Source organism: Streptomyces sp. NPDC003023 (assembly GCF_042888225.1).
GTDB lineage: Bacteria > Actinomycetota > Actinomycetes > Streptomycetales > Streptomycetaceae > Streptomyces.
The window spans coordinates 85418-103510 of the sequence record NZ_JBIAPL010000005.1; the positions used below are offsets into that span (position 1 = coordinate 85418).

16 protein-coding genes are annotated in these 18093 nt (G+C 70.3%); 11 read left to right on the forward strand and 5 right to left on the reverse strand.

Annotation, left to right across the window (positions count from 1 at the left end; genetic code table 11):
- Positions 1-3 precede the first annotated feature (3 nt).
- Positions 4-930 (reverse strand): UTP--glucose-1-phosphate uridylyltransferase GalU, encoded by a 927-nt coding sequence (galU, locus tag ACFYV1_RS18385; RefSeq protein ID WP_389396534.1) that lies wholly within the window; start codon positions 928-930, stop codon positions 4-6.
- Between the two features lie 111 nt (positions 931-1041).
- Here galU and ACFYV1_RS18390 point away from each other — a divergent pair, with 111 nt between their 5' ends.
- The gene (locus ACFYV1_RS18390; protein WP_389396535.1) at positions 1042-1659 is read left to right on the forward strand and encodes a 5-formyltetrahydrofolate cyclo-ligase; all 618 of its coding nucleotides are present in this window, start codon (positions 1042-1044) and stop codon (positions 1657-1659) included.
- Here ACFYV1_RS18390 and ACFYV1_RS18395 read toward each other — a convergent pair.
- A complete protein-coding gene (locus tag ACFYV1_RS18395) occupies positions 1625-4435 on the reverse strand; it encodes a penicillin acylase family protein (protein WP_389396536.1) in 2811 nt (936 codons plus the stop codon). The genes ACFYV1_RS18390 and ACFYV1_RS18395 overlap by 35 nt on opposite strands.
- Before the next feature lie 216 nt (positions 4436-4651).
- Here ACFYV1_RS18395 and ACFYV1_RS18400 point away from each other — a divergent pair, with 216 nt between their 5' ends.
- The 6 genes from ACFYV1_RS18400 (at position 4652) to ACFYV1_RS18425 (ending at position 10438) form a co-directional block, all read left to right on the forward strand.
- Positions 4652-6163: a potassium/proton antiporter gene (locus tag ACFYV1_RS18400; protein ID WP_389396895.1), complete on the forward strand. Its 1512-nt coding sequence runs from the start codon at positions 4652-4654 to the stop codon at positions 6161-6163.
- A gap of 294 nt (positions 6164-6457) precedes the next feature.
- Entirely contained in the window at positions 6458-7729 is a 1272-nt protein-coding gene (locus tag ACFYV1_RS18405) for an MFS transporter (protein WP_389396537.1), read from the forward strand.
- A 68-nt stretch (positions 7730-7797) separates the two neighbouring features.
- Positions 7798-8124 (forward strand): FmdB family zinc ribbon protein, encoded by a 327-nt coding sequence (locus ACFYV1_RS18410; protein WP_389396538.1) that lies wholly within the window; start codon positions 7798-7800, stop codon positions 8122-8124.
- An 82-nt stretch (positions 8125-8206) separates the two neighbouring features.
- Entirely contained in the window at positions 8207-9070 is an 864-nt protein-coding gene (locus tag ACFYV1_RS18415) for an S-methyl-5'-thioadenosine phosphorylase (RefSeq protein WP_389396539.1), read from the forward strand.
- 159 nt (positions 9071-9229) lie between these two features.
- A complete protein-coding gene (locus ACFYV1_RS18420; protein ID WP_389396540.1) occupies positions 9230-9799 on the forward strand; it encodes an RcpC/CpaB family pilus assembly protein in 570 nt (189 codons plus the stop codon).
- Between the two features lie 123 nt (positions 9800-9922).
- Entirely contained in the window at positions 9923-10438 is a 516-nt protein-coding gene (locus tag ACFYV1_RS18425; protein WP_389396541.1) for an MscL family protein, read from the forward strand.
- A 32-nt stretch (positions 10439-10470) separates the two neighbouring features.
- Here the strand turns inward: ACFYV1_RS18425 and ACFYV1_RS18430 are convergent, their stop codons facing one another.
- Complete coding sequence (locus tag ACFYV1_RS18430; protein ID WP_389396542.1) at positions 10471-10677, reverse strand: hypothetical protein; 207 nt, start codon at positions 10675-10677, stop codon at positions 10471-10473.
- A gap of 566 nt (positions 10678-11243) precedes the next feature.
- Here ACFYV1_RS18430 and ACFYV1_RS18435 point away from each other — a divergent pair.
- Positions 11244-12305 carry a P1 family peptidase gene (locus ACFYV1_RS18435; protein ID WP_389396543.1) on the forward strand — a complete coding sequence of 354 codons (1062 nt, stop codon included), beginning with the start codon at positions 11244-11246 and terminating at the stop codon, positions 12303-12305.
- A gap of 144 nt (positions 12306-12449) precedes the next feature.
- Positions 12450-13238 carry a DUF6227 family protein gene (locus ACFYV1_RS18440; protein ID WP_389396544.1) on the forward strand — a complete coding sequence of 263 codons (789 nt, stop codon included), beginning with the start codon at positions 12450-12452 and terminating at the stop codon, positions 13236-13238.
- Between the two features lie 121 nt (positions 13239-13359).
- Here ACFYV1_RS18440 and ACFYV1_RS18445 read toward each other — a convergent pair whose 3' ends face one another.
- On the reverse strand, positions 13360-14958 hold the full coding sequence (locus ACFYV1_RS18445; RefSeq protein WP_389396545.1) for an MFS transporter: 1599 nt from the start codon (positions 14956-14958) through the stop codon (positions 13360-13362).
- Positions 14959-15020: 62 nt separating this feature from the next.
- Between ACFYV1_RS18445 and ACFYV1_RS18450 the strand changes: the two genes are divergently transcribed.
- Positions 15021-15980: a helix-turn-helix transcriptional regulator gene (locus ACFYV1_RS18450; RefSeq protein ID WP_389396546.1), complete on the forward strand. Its 960-nt coding sequence runs from the start codon at positions 15021-15023 to the stop codon at positions 15978-15980.
- Positions 15981-16316: 336 nt separating this feature from the next.
- Here ACFYV1_RS18450 and ACFYV1_RS18455 read toward each other — a convergent pair whose 3' ends face one another.
- Entirely contained in the window at positions 16317-17342 is a 1026-nt protein-coding gene (locus ACFYV1_RS18455) for an RNA polymerase sigma factor RpoD/SigA (protein ID WP_389396547.1), read from the reverse strand.
- A 149-nt stretch (positions 17343-17491) separates the two neighbouring features.
- On the opposite strand from ACFYV1_RS18455, the gene ACFYV1_RS18460 reads away from it, so the two are divergent.
- The gene (locus tag ACFYV1_RS18460) at positions 17492-18055 is read left to right on the forward strand and encodes a GNAT family N-acetyltransferase (RefSeq protein WP_389396548.1); all 564 of its coding nucleotides are present in this window, start codon (positions 17492-17494) and stop codon (positions 18053-18055) included.
- The last annotated feature ends 38 nt before the right edge of the window (positions 18056-18093 follow it).

Here is an 18093-nt window from a genome sequence, read left to right on the forward strand (position 1 = left end):
GTCCTACATCTCCTCGGTCACAAAACTGCGAAGCCAGTCCCGGAACTCCGGGCCCAGGTCCTCACGTTCGCACGCGAGTCTGACAATGGCACGCAGGTAGTCGCCGCGGTCACCGGTGTCGTATCGGCGGCCCTTGAAGATCACACCGTGGACCGGGCCACCGGCGCCGCCCGCCTCGGGCGTGGCCGACTGGTCCAGCTCCGCGAGCTTCTGGAGGGCGTCGGTGAGCTGGATCTCGCCGCCGCGGCCCGGCTGGGTCTCGCGCAGTATGCCGAAGACGGCGGGGTCGAGCACGTAACGGCCGATGATCGCCAGGTTGCTGGGGGCGTCGGCCGTGTCGGGCTTCTCCACCAGGTCGGTGATCTTGACGACGTCGCCCTCGCCGGTCGGCTTCACGGCGGCGCAGCCGTAGAGGTGGATCTGGGAGGGATCGACCTCCATCAGCGCGATGACGCTGCCGCCCTCACGCTCCTGGATCTCGACCATGCGGGCGAGCAACGGGTCGCGCGGATCGATCAGGTCGTCGCCGAGGAGGACGGCGAAGGGCTGGTCCCCCACATGCGGCTCGGCACACAGCACCGCGTGGCCGAGGCCGCGCGGGTCGCCCTGGCGCACGTAGTGCATGGTGGCCAGATCGCTGGACTCCTGGACCTTCGCGAGCCGCCCGGCGTCGCCCTTGCGGGTGAGCGCCTCCTCGAGCTCGTAGTTGCGGTCGAAGTGATCCTCGAGCGGGCGCTTGTTGCGACCCGTGATCATGAGCACGTCGGAGAGACCGGCGGAGACGGCCTCCTCGACGACGTACTGAATCGCGGGCTTGTCGACCACAGGCAGCATCTCTTTGGGAGTGGCCTTGGTTGCCGGCAGGAACCGGGTGCCGAGGCCTGCGGCCGGGATGACAGCCTTGCTGATCCTGGGGTGCGACTGAGTCATGGGTGGAACCCTAGCCGCTGACTATGGGCGGAAGATGATGTTCCGGTTAACTTCGTCCCCATAAAGACATGTACAGGACGAAGACGTGTACGAGATGGCTGCAGGTGGACCATGAGCATGGAGATGTCCGAAAAGAGCCGACTCAGGGGTGAACTCCTGGACGCACGACGGCTCCTGTCCGTTCAGGACGTCCAGGAGACCGCCGCGGTTCTCGCCCGGCACGCGCTGAGCCTTCCCGAGTTGACCCGCGCCGACACCGTCGCGGCGTACGTCTCCGTCGGCAAGGAGCCCGGCACACGGGCACTGCTCGACGCGTTGCGCGCCAGAGGCGTTCGCGTCCTGCTGCCGGTGCTGCTCGAGGACAACGACCTGGACTGGGGAATCTACCGAGGGGAGGACCACCTCGAGCGCGCCGGACGGGGGCTGCTGGAGCCGGACGGGGAACGGCTCGGTCCGGCTGCCGTGGTCACGGCGGGCGCCGTCCTGCTGCCCGGCCTCGCGGTGGACTCGGACGGCATGCGGCTCGGCCGCGGCGGAGGCTCGTACGACCGCGTACTGGCCCGCCTGTCGGCCGCCGGGGCGCACCCGGCGCTCGTGGTGCTCCTCTACGCGAACGAGGTGGTCGAGCGGGTTCCGGCGGAACCGCACGACCACCCCGTGCACGCTGTGGTGACACCCGGGGGTGTCAGCCGGTTCACGGGACCGACTGGCCCGCGGGGTGGAGAGTGAGGGTGTCGACGGTCCCGGCCGACACCGCGTTCGCGCTGTAGGGCCAGTCCAGCAACTCGCCCTCGGCCCACTTGTCGGTCTGGTCGGTGTAGTGCGCGTTGTACGCGTGACCCGACGCACCGGTGAGGTTGATCCACCGGGACTGGTCCCACTCGCCGACGTTCACGACCATCCGCATCGAGGGCACCCACACGACTTCGTAGCCGCCCGCAGCGTTCCAGCCGGTGGCGTTGACCGCGGCCTCGCCGCCGCCCAGGTTCCACGGACCACGGTTGAGCACGAACTGCAGGAAGCCCGGGCCGGCGGTGCCGAGCGTCTGGTTCTTCAGCGTCAACTGGTGCAGGCGGCCCCAGCTCCAGCTGGACGCGTCCTTGCCGAGCTTTGCGGTCAGCTCCCAACGGGCGTCCACCATGGCCCGGGCGAGGAGCTCGTCACGGCTGTCGGTCGCCTGCTCCGTACGGGTCCTGGGCGACTGCCACCAGGTGTTGTCCGGGTCCTTCAGCAGGCGTCGCACCACCTCGAACCAGCGGTCGCCGCCGTCCGGCTGGGCCGAATCGGCGTCACGCTGGCCGCACTCGCGCACCCGCTCCTCGAGATCGTCGTCCGGGGCCGTGCTGTCGGCGGGCCGGACGCTGAGGCACTCGCCCTCGACACGCAGTTCCTTGGGGAGCTTGTTGCCGAAGGCCAGCTTGAGGACGTTGCGCCACACCGCGTTGAAGTAGGCGGCTGCGCCCGAGTCCGGCTCCTGGGTGTAGTCCCAGCCCTCCAGCAGCTTCTGCGCCTCGCGCACGTACGGGTCGGAGATGTCGATCTTCAGCAGATGGGGCGTGAGCAGCTTCGCGATCTCGCTGCTGTTGTCCGTCTGCATGGTGCGCATGTCTTCGGTCGAGATCTTGCCGCCGCCTTCGATCTTCGACTCGATGAGGTCGTTGATCCGCTGGCTGCGGGCGCCGTAGCCGTAGTCCTTGGTGATCAGGTACGGGTACTTCTCGGTGTCGATGACGGCCTGGTTGGCGGTGACGATGTAGCCGCGGTCGGGGTTGTACTCGTACGGCAGCTCGTCGAAGGGGATGTAGTCGGTCCACTTGTACGCCGGGTCCCAGCCGGGGGCAGGCGTGGAGCCGTCACCCTGGGCACGGACCGGGATCCGGCCCGGGGCCTGGTAGCCGATGTTGCCCTCGGTGTCGGCGTAGATCAGGTTCTGCGAGGGCACCTCGAACTTCTGCGCGGCCTTGCGGAAACTCTGGAAGTCACCGGCCCGGTTGAGCTCGAAGACGGCGTCCATCGTGTTGCCGGGCTGCAGAGCGGTCCACTGCAGGGCGACGCCGTAGCCGGAGCCGCGGTCGGGCGCGGCATTGGAGACGGGGGCCCGCTGGCCGACCTTCTCCAGTTCCTCGCTGCGGTCGGAGACCAGGGGGCCGTGACCGGTGGAGCGGACGGTGATGGTCTTGCTGGCACCGCCGGCGACCTTGATGACCTCCGTGCGGGTGGTCAGCTTCTTCTCCTCGTCGCCGACCAGGTAGCTGTCCCCGGAGAGCTTCTCGAGGTAGAGGTCGGTGACGTCGGCGCCGAGGTTGGTGAAGCCCCAGGCGATGTCCTGGTTGTGGCCGATTATCACGCCCGGCATGCCGGAGAAGGTGTAGCCGGCGACGTCGTAGCGGCACTTCTGCGAGGTCTCGCGGCAGTGCAGACCCATCTGGTACCAGAGCGAGGGGAGCTGCGGGGCGAGGTGCGGGTCATTGGCCAGCAGGGGCTTGCCGGTCGTCGTGTTGGCGCCCGCGACCACCCAGGAGTTGGAGCCGATGCCGTTGCCGCTGGGGCCGAGCAGCGCCGGGATCGCGTCGAGGGTGTCGGAGAGCGACGACAGTTGCGAGCCGAGGCCGGAGACCGCGTCGGAGGCGTTCCCGATTCCCGTGCCGGTGCCGTTCCCGGTGCCCGAGCCGTTTCCGGTGCCGTTGCCCGTGTTTCCCTCCGCGGAGCCGTCGCCGAGGTCGGAGGGCTTGGCCGCCGGGTCGAACTTCCCGGTGGCCTGGCTGATGCCGCCCTGCTGCACGATCGGCTTGTTCCGGTCGAACGGATAGGACGGGTAGAGGTCCTTGATCTGCTTCTCGCTGAGCCTGCTGGTCAGCAGGGAGCGATCGATCTCGTCCTCCATGTTCCCGCGCAGGTCCCAGGCCATCGCCTTGAGCCAGGCCACCGAGTCGACCGGTGACCACGGCTCGGGCTTGTAGTCGTTGGTGAAGGACAGCGCCGCGTACTCGACCGAGATCTCGTCCGCCGAGCGCCCCTTGAGATACGCGTTGACGCCCTCCGAGTACGCCTGGAGGAACTTCTTCGTCTCCGGCGCGAGCTTGGTGTCGTACTCCTGCTGGGCGACCCGGCGCCAGCCGAGCGTGCGGAGGAAGGCGTCCGTCTCGACCTGGCCGGAGCCGAACATCTCGGAGAGCCGGCCGGAGGTCATGTGCCGGCGGACGTCCATCTCCCAGAAGCGGTCCTGCGCCTGGACGAAGCCCTGGGCGCGGAACAGGTCCTCGTCGGTGTCCGCGTAGATCTGCGGGATGCCGTAGCCGTCCCGCTTGACCTCGACCCGGCCGCCGAGCCCGTCGAGTTGGATCGAGCCGGTGGTCTGCGGGAACGAGGCACGCACCGTACTGATGCTCCAGTACGTCCCGTATCCGACGCCCGCGACGAGCGCCAGCACCAGGACGAGCACGAGCAGGCGGGCGCGTCGCCCCTTCTTCTTCTTGGGGGAAGAGGCGGTTGTGTTGGCGGGCATCGCTGTCCTTCGAGGGGCAGGGTGGTCCTGGGAATGCTGAGGCAACTCTAGGCGCAGCGCCCGACCGGCCCGGACGCGGCATCCACAAGGCGGCTTCGCCATCGGACAAACAGATCATCAGACCGTCAAGGAAACGTTAAAGATTAGGTAAGGTAACGAAGTGTCGCCCGCCGGAACGAAGATCCGGCTGCCAGGCGCGAGGGGAAGGATCGGCCACTGACTGTCCACCAGCTCAACGAACTCCTGCTTGTCTGCTCGCTCGTTCTGCTCATCGCCGTGGCAGCCGTGCGCATCTCGTCGCGCAGCGGTCTGCCCAGCCTGCTGCTGTATCTCGGCATCGGGATCGCCATGGGCCAGGACGGCCTGCTCGACGTCAAGTTCGACGACGCCGAACTGACACAGGTGATCGGCTACGCCGCACTCGTGGTGATCCTGGCCGAAGGTGGACTGGGCACGAAGTGGAAAGAGATCAAACCCGCGCTGCCCGCGGCCGCCGCTCTGGCGACGGCCGGCGTCGCGGTGAGCGTCGGAGTCACCGCGACCGCCGCCCACTACCTGGTGGGCCTGGAGTGGCAGCAGGCTCTGATCGTCGGCGCGGTCGTCTCCTCGACCGACGCCGCCGCGGTCTTCTCCGTACTGCGCAAAGTGCCGCTGCCGTCCCGCGTGACAGGAGCGCTCGAGGCCGAATCCGGTTTCAACGACGCCCCCGTGGTGATCCTGGTGGTGGCCTTCTCGTCGACCGGGCCGATCGAGTCCTGGTACATGCTGGTCGGCGAGATCGCGCTGGAGCTGGCGATCGGTGCGGTCATCGGTCTGGCGATCGGCTGGCTCGGCGCCTTCGCGCTGCGGCACGTCGCCCTGCCCGCCTCCGGCCTCTACCCGATCGCGGTCATCGCCATCGCGGTCATGGCCTACGCGGCGGGCGCCATGGCACACGGCAGCGGCTTCCTCGCCGTCTATCTCGCCTCGATGATCCTCGGGAACGCGAAACTGCCGCACGCCCCGGCCAACCGGGGATTCGCCGAAGGTCTGGGCTGGCTCGCCCAGATCGGCATGTTCGTCCTGCTCGGCCTGCTGGTCACGCCGCACGAGCTGCTCGGCGACTTCTGGCCCGCGGTCGTGGTCGGTCTGATACTGACCGTGGTCGCACGTCCGGTCGGGGTGTTCATCAGCCTCTTCCCCTTCCGTATCCCCTGGCAGGAGCAGGTGCTGATGTCCTGGGCGGGCCTCCGCGGCGCCGTGCCCATCATCTTCGCGACCATCCCCATGGTGTCGGGCGTCGAGGACAACGACCGGATCTTCAACATCGTCTTCGTCCTGGTGATCGTCTACACCCTGGTGCAGGGTCCGACGCTGCCATGGCTGGCGCGGCGGCTGCGGCTGGGCGACGCGTCGGAGGCGGCCGACCTGGGCGTCGAGTCCGCGCCCCTGGAGCGGCTGCGCGGACACCTGCTGTCGGTCGCGATCCCCAAAGGATCGAAGATGCACGGCGTGGAGGTCGGCGAACTGCGCCTCCCGGCGGGTTCCGCGGTCACCCTCGTCGTACGCGAAGGCAAGAGTTTCGTACCGCAGCCCGCGACGGTGCTCCGTCACGGGGACGAGCTTCTCGTGGTCGCGACCGACCCCGTCAGGGACGCCGCCGAGCGGCGTCTGCGGGCGGTCGGCCAGGGCGGAAAGCTGGCTGGATGGCTGGGCACCGGCGGGGGCACCCGCACCAGGCCGAGATGACAGGCCCAGCATTCCGTCACGTATTTCCCTCCGTATTCCTGCGATTCGCGTGAATCGCAGGAATACGGAACGTGATCCCTGTCATTTCCCAGGAGTGGCCAGGAAAAGTGCCTGTACCATGAAGGCACACTGATCGACCAACTCTGCCTGACGCAGAGCTGGCGCGACCGTATGGCGGCCGCGGAGTCCCCCTCAGCGGACCCCGGTATCTACCGCAGTTCCGCGCAAGAGGACAGCTCTCGGCGGCTCCCGACACCCAGGGGAGCGCTACCAGGCGGCAGAAAGGCAAGGACCGTGGAGTCCACGGTCGCTACCGACAAGCGTCCTGGTTACGGGCAGCTGCTGCGTACCGCAGGCGCTTGGACGTTCCTGCTTCCCGGGTTCGCCGCCCGCCAGCCCTTCGCGATGCTCACCATCGGCATCGTCCTGCTGGTCCAGCACACCACCGGCTCGTACGGCAGTGCCGGCGCCGTCGCCGCCGTCACCGGCGTGTCCATGGCCCTCTTCGCACCGCAGAGCGGCAAGCTCGCCGACCGCTTCGGCCAGCGTGCGGTGCTGCTGCCCGGCGTGCTCGTCCACACGGCGTCGGGTGCCGCGCTCACTGCCCTGGCCCTCGGCGGCGCCCCCCTGTGGGCCCTGTTCGCCGCGGCCGTGCCGACCGGCGCCTCTGTTCCGCAGGTCGGTCCGATGGTGCGCGCCCGCTGGGCCGCACGGCTCCAGGGCTCGCCTCTGATGTCGACGGCCGCGGCCTTCGAGTCCGTGACGGACGAGTTCACGTTCGTCGTCGGCCCCGTGCTGGCGACCGCCCTGTGCACCGGGATCCACCCCGCGGCCGGTCTGATCGCCGAGTCCGCGCTCACCCTGGCCGGCGGCCTGCTCTTCGCCGCCCAGCGCCGGACCCAGCCGGCCCACGGCCACTCCCTCGCCGACGCACAGGCGAAGCGCGCCTCGGCGCTCTCCGTGCCGGGCGTGCGGGTACTGGCGGTGGCCTTCCTCGGCATCGGCTCGGTCTTCGGCGGCATGCAGGTCTCGCTGACCGCCTTCACGCAGGAGATCGGACAGCCCGGCATGAACGGCCTGCTCTACGGGCTCTTCGCCGCAGGCAACATGCTCGCCGGTGTCGCCGTCGGTGCCGTCGCCTGGAAGATCGGACCCCGCCGGCGCCTGATAGCCGGTTACGCCGGCCTCACCGTCGCGGCGTCCCTGCTGTGGACCACGCACTCCGTGGTGCTGCTCGGGGCACTCGGCCTGGTCGTCGGACTGTTCATCGCCCCCGCGCTGATCACGGGCTACACGCTCGTCGACTCGCTGGTCCCGGCTTCGGCCCGCACAGAGGCCTTCACCTGGCTGACGGGCGCGGTGGCGCTCGGCCAGGCGGCCGCCGTGACGGTGGCCGGACGGCTGGCCGACGGATACGGCGCGAGCGCCGGTTTCGCCGTGCCGCTGGCGGGCACGGCGCTCGCGCTGGCGACTCTCGTCACGCTGCGCTCGCGGCTGGCACCGAGGGCCTCCGGACGGGTCGCGGCGCGTGGGGTCGGTCACCGCGTGCCGGTGACGGTGGACTGATCCGACGGAATACGTCACTATAGAGCGTCGTTAGCACTCATCGAGTGAGAGTGCCAGGAGGAAGACAAGTGCCGACCTACCAGTACCAGTGCACCGAATGCGGCGAGGGCCTCGAGGCGGTGCAGAAGTTCACCGATGACGCCCTGACCGTGTGCCCCAGCTGTGACGGACGCCTGAAGAAGGTGTTCTCGGCGGTCGGCATCGTGTTCAAGGGTTCCGGCTTCTACCGGAACGACAGCCGCGGCTCCACGTCGAGCAGTTCGCCGGCGTCGACGTCCTCGTCTTCCCCGTCCACCACGACGAGCACGAAGTCGTCGGACTCCAAGGCGGCGTCGTCCTCTTCCTCCACGTCGTCGGCCTCGTCCTCGTCGAGCGCGTCCGGCTCCGCCGCCTGACTTCTTACGCTTCGAGAACCCCGTCGCAGCAGCATCCACGACGGGGTTCTTGGCGTGTCCGCGTGCGGCTACTGTGATCGCCATGGCGACGAACTCGAACACCGGCGCAACGGCCGGGCCTGTGGAAATCGGCGTGATCGGCGGCTCGGGCCTCTACTCCTTCCTGGAGGACGTCACAGAGGTCCAGGTCGAGACCCCCTACGGACCTCCCAGCGACTCGTTGTTCCTCGGTGAGCTCGCCGGCCGGCGGGTCGCCTTCCTCCCCCGTCACGGGCGCGGTCACCACCTGCCGCCGCACCGCATCAACTACCGCGCCAACCTCTGGGCACTGCGGTCCGTGGGGGCCCGCCAGGTGCTGGGCCCGTGCGCGGTCGGTGGTCTGCGGCCCGAGTACGGCCCCGGCACGCTTCTCGTGCCCGACCAGTTCGTCGACCGTACGAAGGGGCGCGTGCAGACGTACTTCGACGGTCTGCCGCTGCCGGACGACACCGTTCCCAACGTGGTGCACGTGTCGCCGGCCGATCCGTACTGTCCGCGTGGGCGCAGGACGGTGCTCGACGCGGCGCGTGGGCGCGACTGGGAGCCGGTGGACGGCGGGACCCTCGTCGTCGTCGAAGGACCGCGCTTCTCGACCCGGGCCGAGTCCCGGTGGCACGCCGCCATGGGCTGGTCGGTGGTCGGCATGACGGGGCACCCGGAAGCCGTGCTCGCCCGCGAACTCGAGCTCTGCTACACGTCGATCACCCTCGTCACGGACCTGGACGCGGGCGCGGAGGCGGGCGAGGGCGTCTCGCACGAAGAGGTGCTGAAGGTGTTCGCGGCCAATGTCGACCGGCTGCGCGACGTGCTGTTCGACGCGGTGGCGGAGCTTCCCGCGAACGACGAGCGATCCTGCTCGTGCGCCGGCGCGCTCGGCGGCGTCGATCCGGGCATCCGGCTTCCGTAGGCGTCCGGAACGGCACACTCACGCTTTCCGGTGAGCGAGTTGTCCACATCTTCGTGCCTGTCCACAGGCCGCGGCGGACCGCGGCCGAACCGTGGATCGTGAGGAGCGGTCGGTCACGGGCGCCGGGCTCGGGCCACTCCTCGCAAGGCGGTGCGTGTCATGTCCTTTCTGCCTTCCTCTCCTCCTCCTTCTCCCGCGCCGGAGCCCCTCGGCGTACCGGCGTTCGCCCCGCTGCGGGTCCGCGGCGGGGCTCAGCGACTGCGACGCGCGCTGTGGCGGCAGCGGCGGACGATGGCAGCGGGCCTGGCGGTGACGGCGGCGGCGCTTGCGGCGTCGACGGCCCGCGGGACCGACGCCACCGGTCCCGCGCACGGACGCCCCGCGGACAATGGACCGGGCGCCGCCGTGCCGGTGGCCGCGGCTCCGGCGCACGAACGGCGACCGGCCGCCGCGCTGGTGTCCGCACCCGTGCGGATCGCGGACGCCGCCACGGTGCGACTGCTCCGGCCCGGCGACCACGTGGACGTGATCGCGGCCCCCGACCCGGCCGTCGGGGAGGCTCCGGAGGCGCGGGTCGTGGCATCGGGCGTCCGGGTGGCCGAGGTCCCCGACGCCGACGAGGGCTCGTCGGAGGACGGCGCCCTGGTCGTCCTGTCGGTGCCGCGTGCCACGGCGGCGGAGCTGGCCGGTGCGGGGGCGACGTCCCGGCTGGCGGTGACGGTGTGCTGACTCGTACAGGTGTCGCGCCGGGTCACCTCCTGAAGGGGATGGATTGGACAACGTGGGCCGGCGCTGCCGTAGGTTGCCAGGCAGTCCCACTCCCCTCCGGAATTCATGAGAAGAGGCTCATTCGTGAGCGAGAAGAACCCGAGTCTGCTCGAAGGTTTCAAGGCCTTCCTGACGCGTGGCAATGTGATCGACCTCGCGGTCGCGGTCGTCATCGGCGCCGCCTTCACCAACATCGTGAACGCGGTGGTGAAGGGTGTGATCAACCCCCTCGTCGGAGCATTCGGCACGAAGGACCTGGACGCCTACAGCTCCTGCCTGAAGGACCCCTGCAAGGTGGTCGACGGCGAGATGCAGGGCATCCAGATCATGTGGGGCTCCGTACTCGGCGCGGCCCTGCAGTTCCTGATCACCGCGGCCGTCGTCTACTTCCTCATGGTGCTGCCCATGGCGAAGTACCTGGCTCGCCGTGCCGCTGCGCAGAAGGCGAAGGAAGGCGTGCAGGAGACGCTCGAGGTGAGCGAGCTGGAGGTACTGAAGGAGATCCGCGACGCACTGGTGGCGCAGCGCGGTCCGGGAGCCCCGGGATCCGGGGGAACCTCCGGCCCGTCGGATGTGCCGGGAGCCGGCGACAGCCGCTGAGGCGGCCGGCGGACCGGACGGTCCCGGACGGCTCAGATGTGGTGGGGCGGCTTCTCTTCGAGGAAGCGCGCGAGGTCGGCGGCACTGTCGCCGCTCGAAAGAGGCCGCTCGCCCCACCCGCGGTCCGTATCGTCCGCCGATTGCTGGTCCAGCGGATCGTCGAAGATCAGCCTCGGCTCAAGGTCCTGCTGTCCGGGCTGCTTCGCATCACGCGGGCCGGGGGTGGGGGCGGTGCTCATGCCTCCAGGGTACGGCGGCAGACCGCCGGCCGGTCAGCGGTCCCTGGGGTCGAGCCACCACGGGCCCGGGACCACCCGGCACCAGGGGATCAGAAAGGCCGCACCCCGCCACGCGGTACGGGTCCCGCCTCTCGTCCACTCGTCCCCCACGGCGGCCAGACCCCACAACCGGCCCGCGACGACGGGGCCCGCCGGCCCCAGCCGGGGGCTGAGCTTCAAGGGCCGTGCCGGCTCCCTGCCCGCCCTGGGCGCCGGGACGGGGTGCGTGGCCCCGGGGTCGTCGCCGTAGCCGCCGGCCGGCCGGATCTGCGGATACCGCTCGCGCTCCGGATCTCGCGCTCCGGCCGGTTCTGGCGGGACTCGGCGCCGCAGGGCCGGCAGCCGGGCCGGGGCGGCCGCGCACCGGACATCTGGCCACGGGACAGCGGACACGGGCACGGGACAGCGGGCACGGGCACCGCGATCTCGGCCGCAGGACTCGAGGCCCGCCGGAGACACGATGGAGCCCACGCCGGGCCGCCGCGGTCACACCACGGCGCGTGCCGCACCCAACTAACCTGGCGTACATGGTCGTTATGAGCAGGGTCGAAGGCCGGGCCGACGGGCTCACGGATGTGACCGGCCTGCGGGTCGGTCATGCGCAGGTAGCCGGCGTCGGCGCCCTCAGCGGCACCACTGTCGTCCTCGCGCCGGAGGGCGGAGCCGTCGCCGCTGTGGATGTCAGGGGCGGCGGACCCGGCACCCGCGAGACGGACGCACTTGATCCGCGCAACGTCGTCCAGCGCATCGAGGCGATCGTGCTGACCGGCGGCAGCGCGTTCGGCCTCGAGTCGGCCGCCGGGGTGATGGCCTGGCTGGAGGAGCAGGGTCGCGGCGTACGGGTGGGCCCGGACCCCTCGCAGGTCGTGCCGGTCGTACCCGCCGCATGCGTCTTCGATCTCGGACGCGGTGGTGACTGGCATGCCCGGCCGAACGCCTCGACGGGACGCGCGGCCGTGGAGGCGGCAGCCGCCACGGCGGAGGGCGCGCCGGTCGAGGAGGGGGCGGTCGGCGCCGGGACCGGCGCGGTGATCGGCCACTTCAAGGGCGGGGTTGGCACGGCGAGCATCGTCCTCGACTCCGGGATCACGGTCGCGGCGCTCGTCGTGGCGAACGCCGTCGGCTCGGCCGTCGACCCCCGGACCGGCGCCCTGTACGGCGAGTTCGTCACCGAGGGGGCCGACCGGGCGGCGTTCCCCACCTCCGCGGTCCACGCAGCGGCGCAGCTTCGGCTGGCCGAGGCCCGGGAGAAGAACGGACCGCCGCCGCTGAACACGACCCTCGCGGTTGTCGCCACCGACGCCGACCTCACTCGCGCGCAGGCGCACAAGCTCGCGGGCACGGCGCACGACGGCATCGCACGCGCCGTGCGGCCCGTGCACCTCCTCAACGACGGCGACACGGTGTTCGCGCTGGCCACGGGCTCGACGGAGCTGGACTCCGAGAATCCGCTCGCACTCAACGAAGTGCTGGCGGCGGGTGCCGACATGGTGACCCGGGCGATCGTGCGCGCCGTGCGGACGGCCACCGGTGTCGACGGACCGGGCGGCAGCTTCCCTTCGTACGGGGAGTTGTACGGCATCGACTGACTTAACGGACAGCCGAGTTGGGGGCGTGCGGGAACTTCTTCCACGCGCCCCTTCGTTTTACCCGACCCGGAAGCGCACCGCCGCATCGAAGCGCTACTTTTAGCAATCACCGAGTGACTTTTGGCGACGGCCTGGAGACCCCTCTTGAACGATCCGATCGATCCCTACGAGACAACCGAGACGCACCTCGAGCGACTCCTGGGTCGGGCGCTCAACTCCTTCGACCTGCCCGACACGACGGTCGAGCGGCTCGACTCCGCGCTGGCACACGCCAGTTCGCTGCACTCCTCGCACCACAGCGCGGCACTGCACAGGGCCACCTACCGCCATGCCTATCTGCTCGGTGACGGCAGTTCCCTCGTGCTGTGGGAGCTGGTGCACAACACGGGCCGCGAGGGCACGGAGCAACACGAGCTCTACACGGAGGAGTCGGAGGCGCGGCTGGCGGCCTCACGGCTGCCGGCCGGGTTCCCCGGATTCGCCGGTGCGGGTGACTCCGGCGGGCCGGGCGTCGCGTTCGAGCAGGAGCTCGGCGTCGATCTCGACGCCGATTTGGAACTGCTCACCGCGCTGATGGCACCGCCTCCCGCGCCGCTGCCGCCGATGTACGTCCCCGACGACTCCGCGGACCACGCCCGCAGGGTGCTGCGCCGCGCGGAGAACGCGGACCGGCCGGGTGACGAGACGGCCCGCCTGCTGCGCAGCGCCTTCGCCCACCACATCACCCAGGTCTTCGGGCGTCAGTGCAGGGTGGACGGAAAGGACGCGGGCTTCACTCTCTACGAGCATGCGTTCCTGCTGCTCGACGGCACGGAGCGGAGTCTGTGGGAGGTGGAGCACACGGCGACGCCGGACGGTCGGCACATGTGCGAGGTGTACGAGGCGGAGCACGCGGCCCGCGAGGCGATGGAGCACCGCGCCCGCGTCCGGTGACCCTCGAGCCACCCCGCCGCGTGCGCGGCGCTCGCCCGTACGGGCAGCCCGGGCGTACGGCAGCCCGTACGTAGGCGAGTGCCCGCGCCACCGGGGGTGGCGCGGGCACGGAGAGGTCCGGTCAGCGCGAGAGCACCGGCTCCGGCTCGGCGTCCGGCTCCGCTTCCGGCTCGGCGTCCGGCTCGAACTCCTGGCCGGGCTGCTGCCGCACAGGGAGTTCCGCTCCGTCCTCCGCGGCGCCGCCCTCCACGTGCTGCTTCGGCCGCGCCGGCAGCGCGAACATAACCAGGAAGATGACGCCCAGTACCGCCGCCACCCACCACAGCGAGTTCTCGAAGGCCTCGACGAAGGCGGGCCCCATGGCGTCCGGCGCGGGCTTGGCCTCGTCGATCGATCCGAAGAACACCAGCGACACCAGCCCGAGGCCGAGCGCGGTGCCCATCTGCCCGGTTGTGTTGATCAGGCCGGACGCCGATCCGGCGTGCTCACGCGGCACTTCGGAGAGCACGGCGTCGGTGAGCGGTGCGACGATCAGCCCCATGCCGACACCCATCACGACCAGCGGCAGGATCATCTGCCAGGAGTGGATGGCCGTGCCGTACCGGTCGGCCTCCCAGATGTAGAGGGCCAGTCCGGCGGCCATGGCGGCCGCTCCCGCCTGCAGCACCTTGCGCCCGAAGCGCGGCACCAGCAGCTGCACGGACAGGCCGGCCGCCGCGGAGACGGCGATCGAGAACGGTACTCCGGTGAGTCCCGCCTTCAGCGGGCTCCAGCCGAGCCCGATCTGCATGTAGAGGGTCCAGACGAGGAAGAAGATCCCCATCACGACTCCGAAGGTGAGCTGTACGGCGATACCGGCGGCGAAGCTCTTCACCTTGAACAGTGACAGTTCGACCAGCGGTGAGCCGTCCTTGCGCGTCTTGTGCTTCTCGTACGCCACGAAGGCGGCGAAGACGAGCAGGCTGCCGGCCATGCACAGGTGTCCCCAGAGAGGCCAGCCCAGCTCGCGTCCCCTGGTGAGCGGGTAGATCAGCATCAGCAGGGCGAGCGTGACCATCAGGACGCCGACGAGGTCGAGCCTGAGCGCCTTCGGCGCACGGGACTCGATGATGAACTTCCGCCCCAGGACGAGGCCCGCGATCCCGACCGGCAGGTTGATGAGGAAGATCGGCCGCCACTCGAGGCCGAAGAGGTTCCACTGGGTGAGCAGCGCGCCGAGCAGCGGGCCGGACACCGCGCCGAGGCCGACGACGGCGCCGAACAGGCCGAAGACCTTGCCGCGTTCGTGCGCCGGGAAGGTGACGTGGACGATCGCCAGTACCTGCGGCACCATCATCGCGGCGGCCGCGCCCTGCAGCAGTCGCGCGGCGACGAGCATCTCCTCCCCCACGGCGAATCCGCAGAGCGCCGAGGCGACTGTGAAGCCGGTGATGCCGATGAGGAACAGCCGCTTGCGGCCGTAGATGTCACCGAGCCTGCCGCCCGTGATCAGGCCGGCGGCGAAGGCGAGCGCGTATCCGGCGGTGATCCACTGGATCGCGCCGAACGACGCGCCGAGGTCCCGCTCGATGCTGGGGATCGCGATGTTGACGATGGTGACGTCGACCAGATCCATGAAAGCGGCGGTCATGACGATCGCCAGGGCGATCCAGCGGCGGCGGTCGGACGCGTCCTGCGGTACGGCTGCCGTTTCTGCCCCGGCGGGCTGCTGTGAACTCATGGGACGAAACTAGATCGCGTATAGGTCAGAACATGTCCTAGATGGCGGGCATCCTGAAGAACATGACGGACACTCCGGCACGACTTCTGAATCTGCTCTCGCTTCTCCAGACTCCGCGGGAATGGCCCGGCAGCGAGCTCGCCGAGCGACTGGACGTCAGCCCGCGCACGATCCGTCGCGACATCGACCGGCTGCGCGACCTGGGCTATCCGGTGGAAGCGACCAAAGGCGCCGTCGGCGGTTACCGCCTGGTGGCGGGTGCGGCGATGCCGCCGTTGCTGCTGGACGACGAGGAGGCCGTGGCGATCGCGGTCGGTCTGCGGGCCGGGGCGGGGCACGCGATCGAGGGCATCGAGGAAGCGTCCGTACGGGCGCTGGCCAAGCTGGAACAGGTGCTGCCGTCCCGGCTGCGGTACCGGGTCACCACGCTCCAGGCCGCGACACTCCCCCTCACCAGGGGCGACGGCGCGACGATCGCCCCGGAGACGCTGACCGTCATCGCGGGCGCCGTGACGGCGCGCGAGCGGCTCCGCTTCGCCTATCGGGCGGGGGACGGCGCAGAGACCCGGCGGCAGGTGGAGCCGTACCGTCTGGTGTCGACGGGCCGGCGGTGGTACCTCGTCGCATACGACATCGGGCGGGAGGACTGGCGCACGTTCCGGGTGGACCGGGTGACGGAGCCGTTCGCGACAGGCGCGCGGTTCACGCCTCGAGAGGCACCGGTCGGTGATGCCGCGGAGCTGCTGGGCCACTCGCAGTCGCGTCAGCAGCAGGAGCACGAGGTCGATGTGAGCTTCGAGGCACCGGCGTCATTCGTGGCGGCACGTCTGCCGGAACACCTGGGCGCGCCCGCCCCGACGGGCGAGGGCAGCTGCCGTCTGCTGACACGGTCGGCGGACTCGGTCGAGTGGCTGGCGCTTCGACTGGCGCTGGTGGACTGCGAGTTCACCGTCCACGGGCCGCAGCCGCTGCACGTCTACATGACGGAACTCGCCACACGCCTCGCCAGAGCCACGGCCTGATACGGCGGAGCAACGGGCCCTGACGCCGGGCCGGGCGGACGGCAGCTAAGGAGCGGGCCACAGCGGGCCAACAGGCCAGGCGGCGGGCCAACGGGCGGGCGGCACCCGCTCGCTCGGACGGGGCGGTACCCGCTCGGACGGGGCGGTACCCGCTCGGACAGGGTGAGCTCGCGCGCCGTACCGGCGCAGGATCTGCTCGGGCCCCGGGCGGGGCTCCGGGGAACGGGCCCCAGGAGGGGGCTGAGCCGTGCCGGAACCGGGCTGCGAGGCACACGGCACGGGCTCGGGGCGGCCCGCACCTCGGCCGGCCGGAGGCGTGGCCTGGGCCAACCGCCGTTACGCGGCCGGCTCGAAGCCCGTGTCGCGGGCCATCCGCTTGAGTTCGAGCAGCGCGTGCTTCTCGATCTGGCGGATCCGCTCGCGCGTGAGGCCGTGTTCCTTGCCGACCTCGGTCAGCGTGCGCTCCCGGCCGTCCTCGATCCCGTAACGCATCCGGATGATGGACGCTGTGCGGTTGTCGAGCTTGCCGATCAGGCCGCCCAGTTCCTCACTGCGCAGCAGCGTGAGCACGGACTGCTCCGGCGACACCGCGGAGGTGTCCTCCAGCAGGTCACCGAACTGGGTCTCGCCCGCGTCGTCCACCGCCATGTTCAGGCTGACCGGGTCACGGGCCCAGTCGAGGACATCCGTGATCCGCTCGGCCGTCGAGCCCAGTTCGCCCGCGATCTCGGCGGGCTCGGGGTCCCGGCCGTTCTCCCGGTTGAACTCGCGCTGGACACGGCGGATGCGGCCGAGCTCCTCCACCAGGTGGACGGGGAGCCGGATGGTGCGGGACTGGTCGGCTATGGAGCGGGTGATCGCCTGGCGGATCCACCACGTCGCATACGTGGAGAACTTGAATCCCTTGGCGTAGTCGAACTTCTCGACCGCGCGGACCAGGCCTGCGTTCCCTTCCTGGATCAGGTCGAGCAGCGGCAGTCCGCTGCGCGGGTAGCGCCGGGCGACGGCGACGACGAGGCGCAGATTGGAGCGGATGAAGACGTCCTTGGCGCGCTCGCCCGCATCGGCCAGCGCCTCCAGCTCCTCGCGCGTGGCATCGCCGGTCCCGCTCTTCCCCGCCGCGGCAGCGGCGGGTGCGACGGTCTCGTCGAGGATCTGGCGGGCGTAGACACCTGCTTCGATCGTCTGGGACAGCTCGACCTCCTTGGCGGCGTCGAGCAGTGGCGTACGCGCAATCTCGTCGAGGTACATGCCGACCAGGTCGCGGTCGGCGATCTCCCCGCCCACGGCGCGAACACTGCTTGCCCTGTCTGTCGCCCCACCGGAGTCGGACTGTCGGCGGGCGACGGCACGGGTTGCCATGCGAGCTCCCTTGCTGAGTAGGTCGCGACACCCTCCCGGGTGCCCTGCATCCGAAGGAAACAACGACTGGAATCCGGACAGAATTCCCATCGGGTGCATCGATTTCCGCGATCATGCAGTACCCTGTGCGGCCACCCCAGGGAGGACGGATGTCGGCGGAACACGCGGAGGTGCAGGTCAGGGCGGGCGCGGAGGCCGACCTCGAGCCCCTCACGGACATCTACAACCACTACGTCCGTGAGACCCCCGTCACGTTCGACACCACGGTTTTCACCCCTGAGCAGCGCCGCTCATGGCTGCACTCCCACCCTGAAGACGGCCCGCACCGGCTTCTGGTTGCTCAGGATGTCCGGTTTGCCGGATCGAATCCGGCAGCCCGGCCGGGAGCGGGCCCGGCAGGCGCAATCCTGGGCTACGCCACCAGCAGCCCCTTCCGCCCCAAGCCGGCCTATTCGACGTCTGTCGAGGTGAGCGTCTACTGCGCGCCGGAGGCCGCCGGACGCGGCATCGGCACCCTTCTCTACAAGGCGCTTTTCGAGGCCCTGGCGGGCGAGGACCTGCACCGCGCGTACGCGGGCGTGGCGGTGCCCAACGAGGCGTCGGTCCGGCTGCACACCCGCTTCGGCTTCCGACACGTCGGGACGTATGAGGAGGTGGGCCGGAAGTTCGGCAGGTACTGGGACGTGGCCTGGTTCGAGAAGCGCCTGGACTGAACAGCGCGAGCGCGCCGCACCCCCGCGCCCGACACCCG

Bases quoted from the DNA above. Each gene is read 5' to 3' on its own strand.
- ACFYV1_RS18450 (WP_389396546.1), top strand. From the start codon at position 15,021: ATGACGGACACTCCGGCACGACTTCTGAATCTGCTCTCGCTTCTCCAG.
- ACFYV1_RS18415 (WP_389396539.1), top strand. From the start codon at position 8,207: ATGGCGACGAACTCGAACACCGGCGCAACGGCCGGGCCTGTGGAAATC.
- galU (WP_389396534.1), bottom strand. From the start codon at position 930: ATGACTCAGTCGCACCCCAGGATCAGCAAGGCTGTCATCCCGGCCGCA.
- ACFYV1_RS18430 (WP_389396542.1), bottom strand. From the start codon at position 10,677: ATGAGCACCGCCCCCACCCCCGGCCCGCGTGATGCGAAGCAGCCCGGA.
- ACFYV1_RS18460 (WP_389396548.1), top strand. From the start codon at position 17,492: ATGTCGGCGGAACACGCGGAGGTGCAGGTCAGGGCGGGCGCGGAGGCC.
- ACFYV1_RS18420 (WP_389396540.1), top strand. From the start codon at position 9,230: ATGTCCTTTCTGCCTTCCTCTCCTCCTCCTTCTCCCGCGCCGGAGCCC.
- ACFYV1_RS18455 (WP_389396547.1), bottom strand. From the start codon at position 17,342: ATGGCAACCCGTGCCGTCGCCCGCCGACAGTCCGACTCCGGTGGGGCG.
- ACFYV1_RS18445 (WP_389396545.1), bottom strand. From the start codon at position 14,958: ATGAGTTCACAGCAGCCCGCCGGGGCAGAAACGGCAGCCGTACCGCAG.
- ACFYV1_RS18390 (WP_389396535.1), top strand. From the start codon at position 1,042: ATGAGCATGGAGATGTCCGAAAAGAGCCGACTCAGGGGTGAACTCCTG.
- ACFYV1_RS18395 (WP_389396536.1), bottom strand. From the start codon at position 4,435: ATGCCCGCCAACACAACCGCCTCTTCCCCCAAGAAGAAGAAGGGGCGA.
- ACFYV1_RS18435 (WP_389396543.1), top strand. From the start codon at position 11,244: ATGGTCGTTATGAGCAGGGTCGAAGGCCGGGCCGACGGGCTCACGGAT.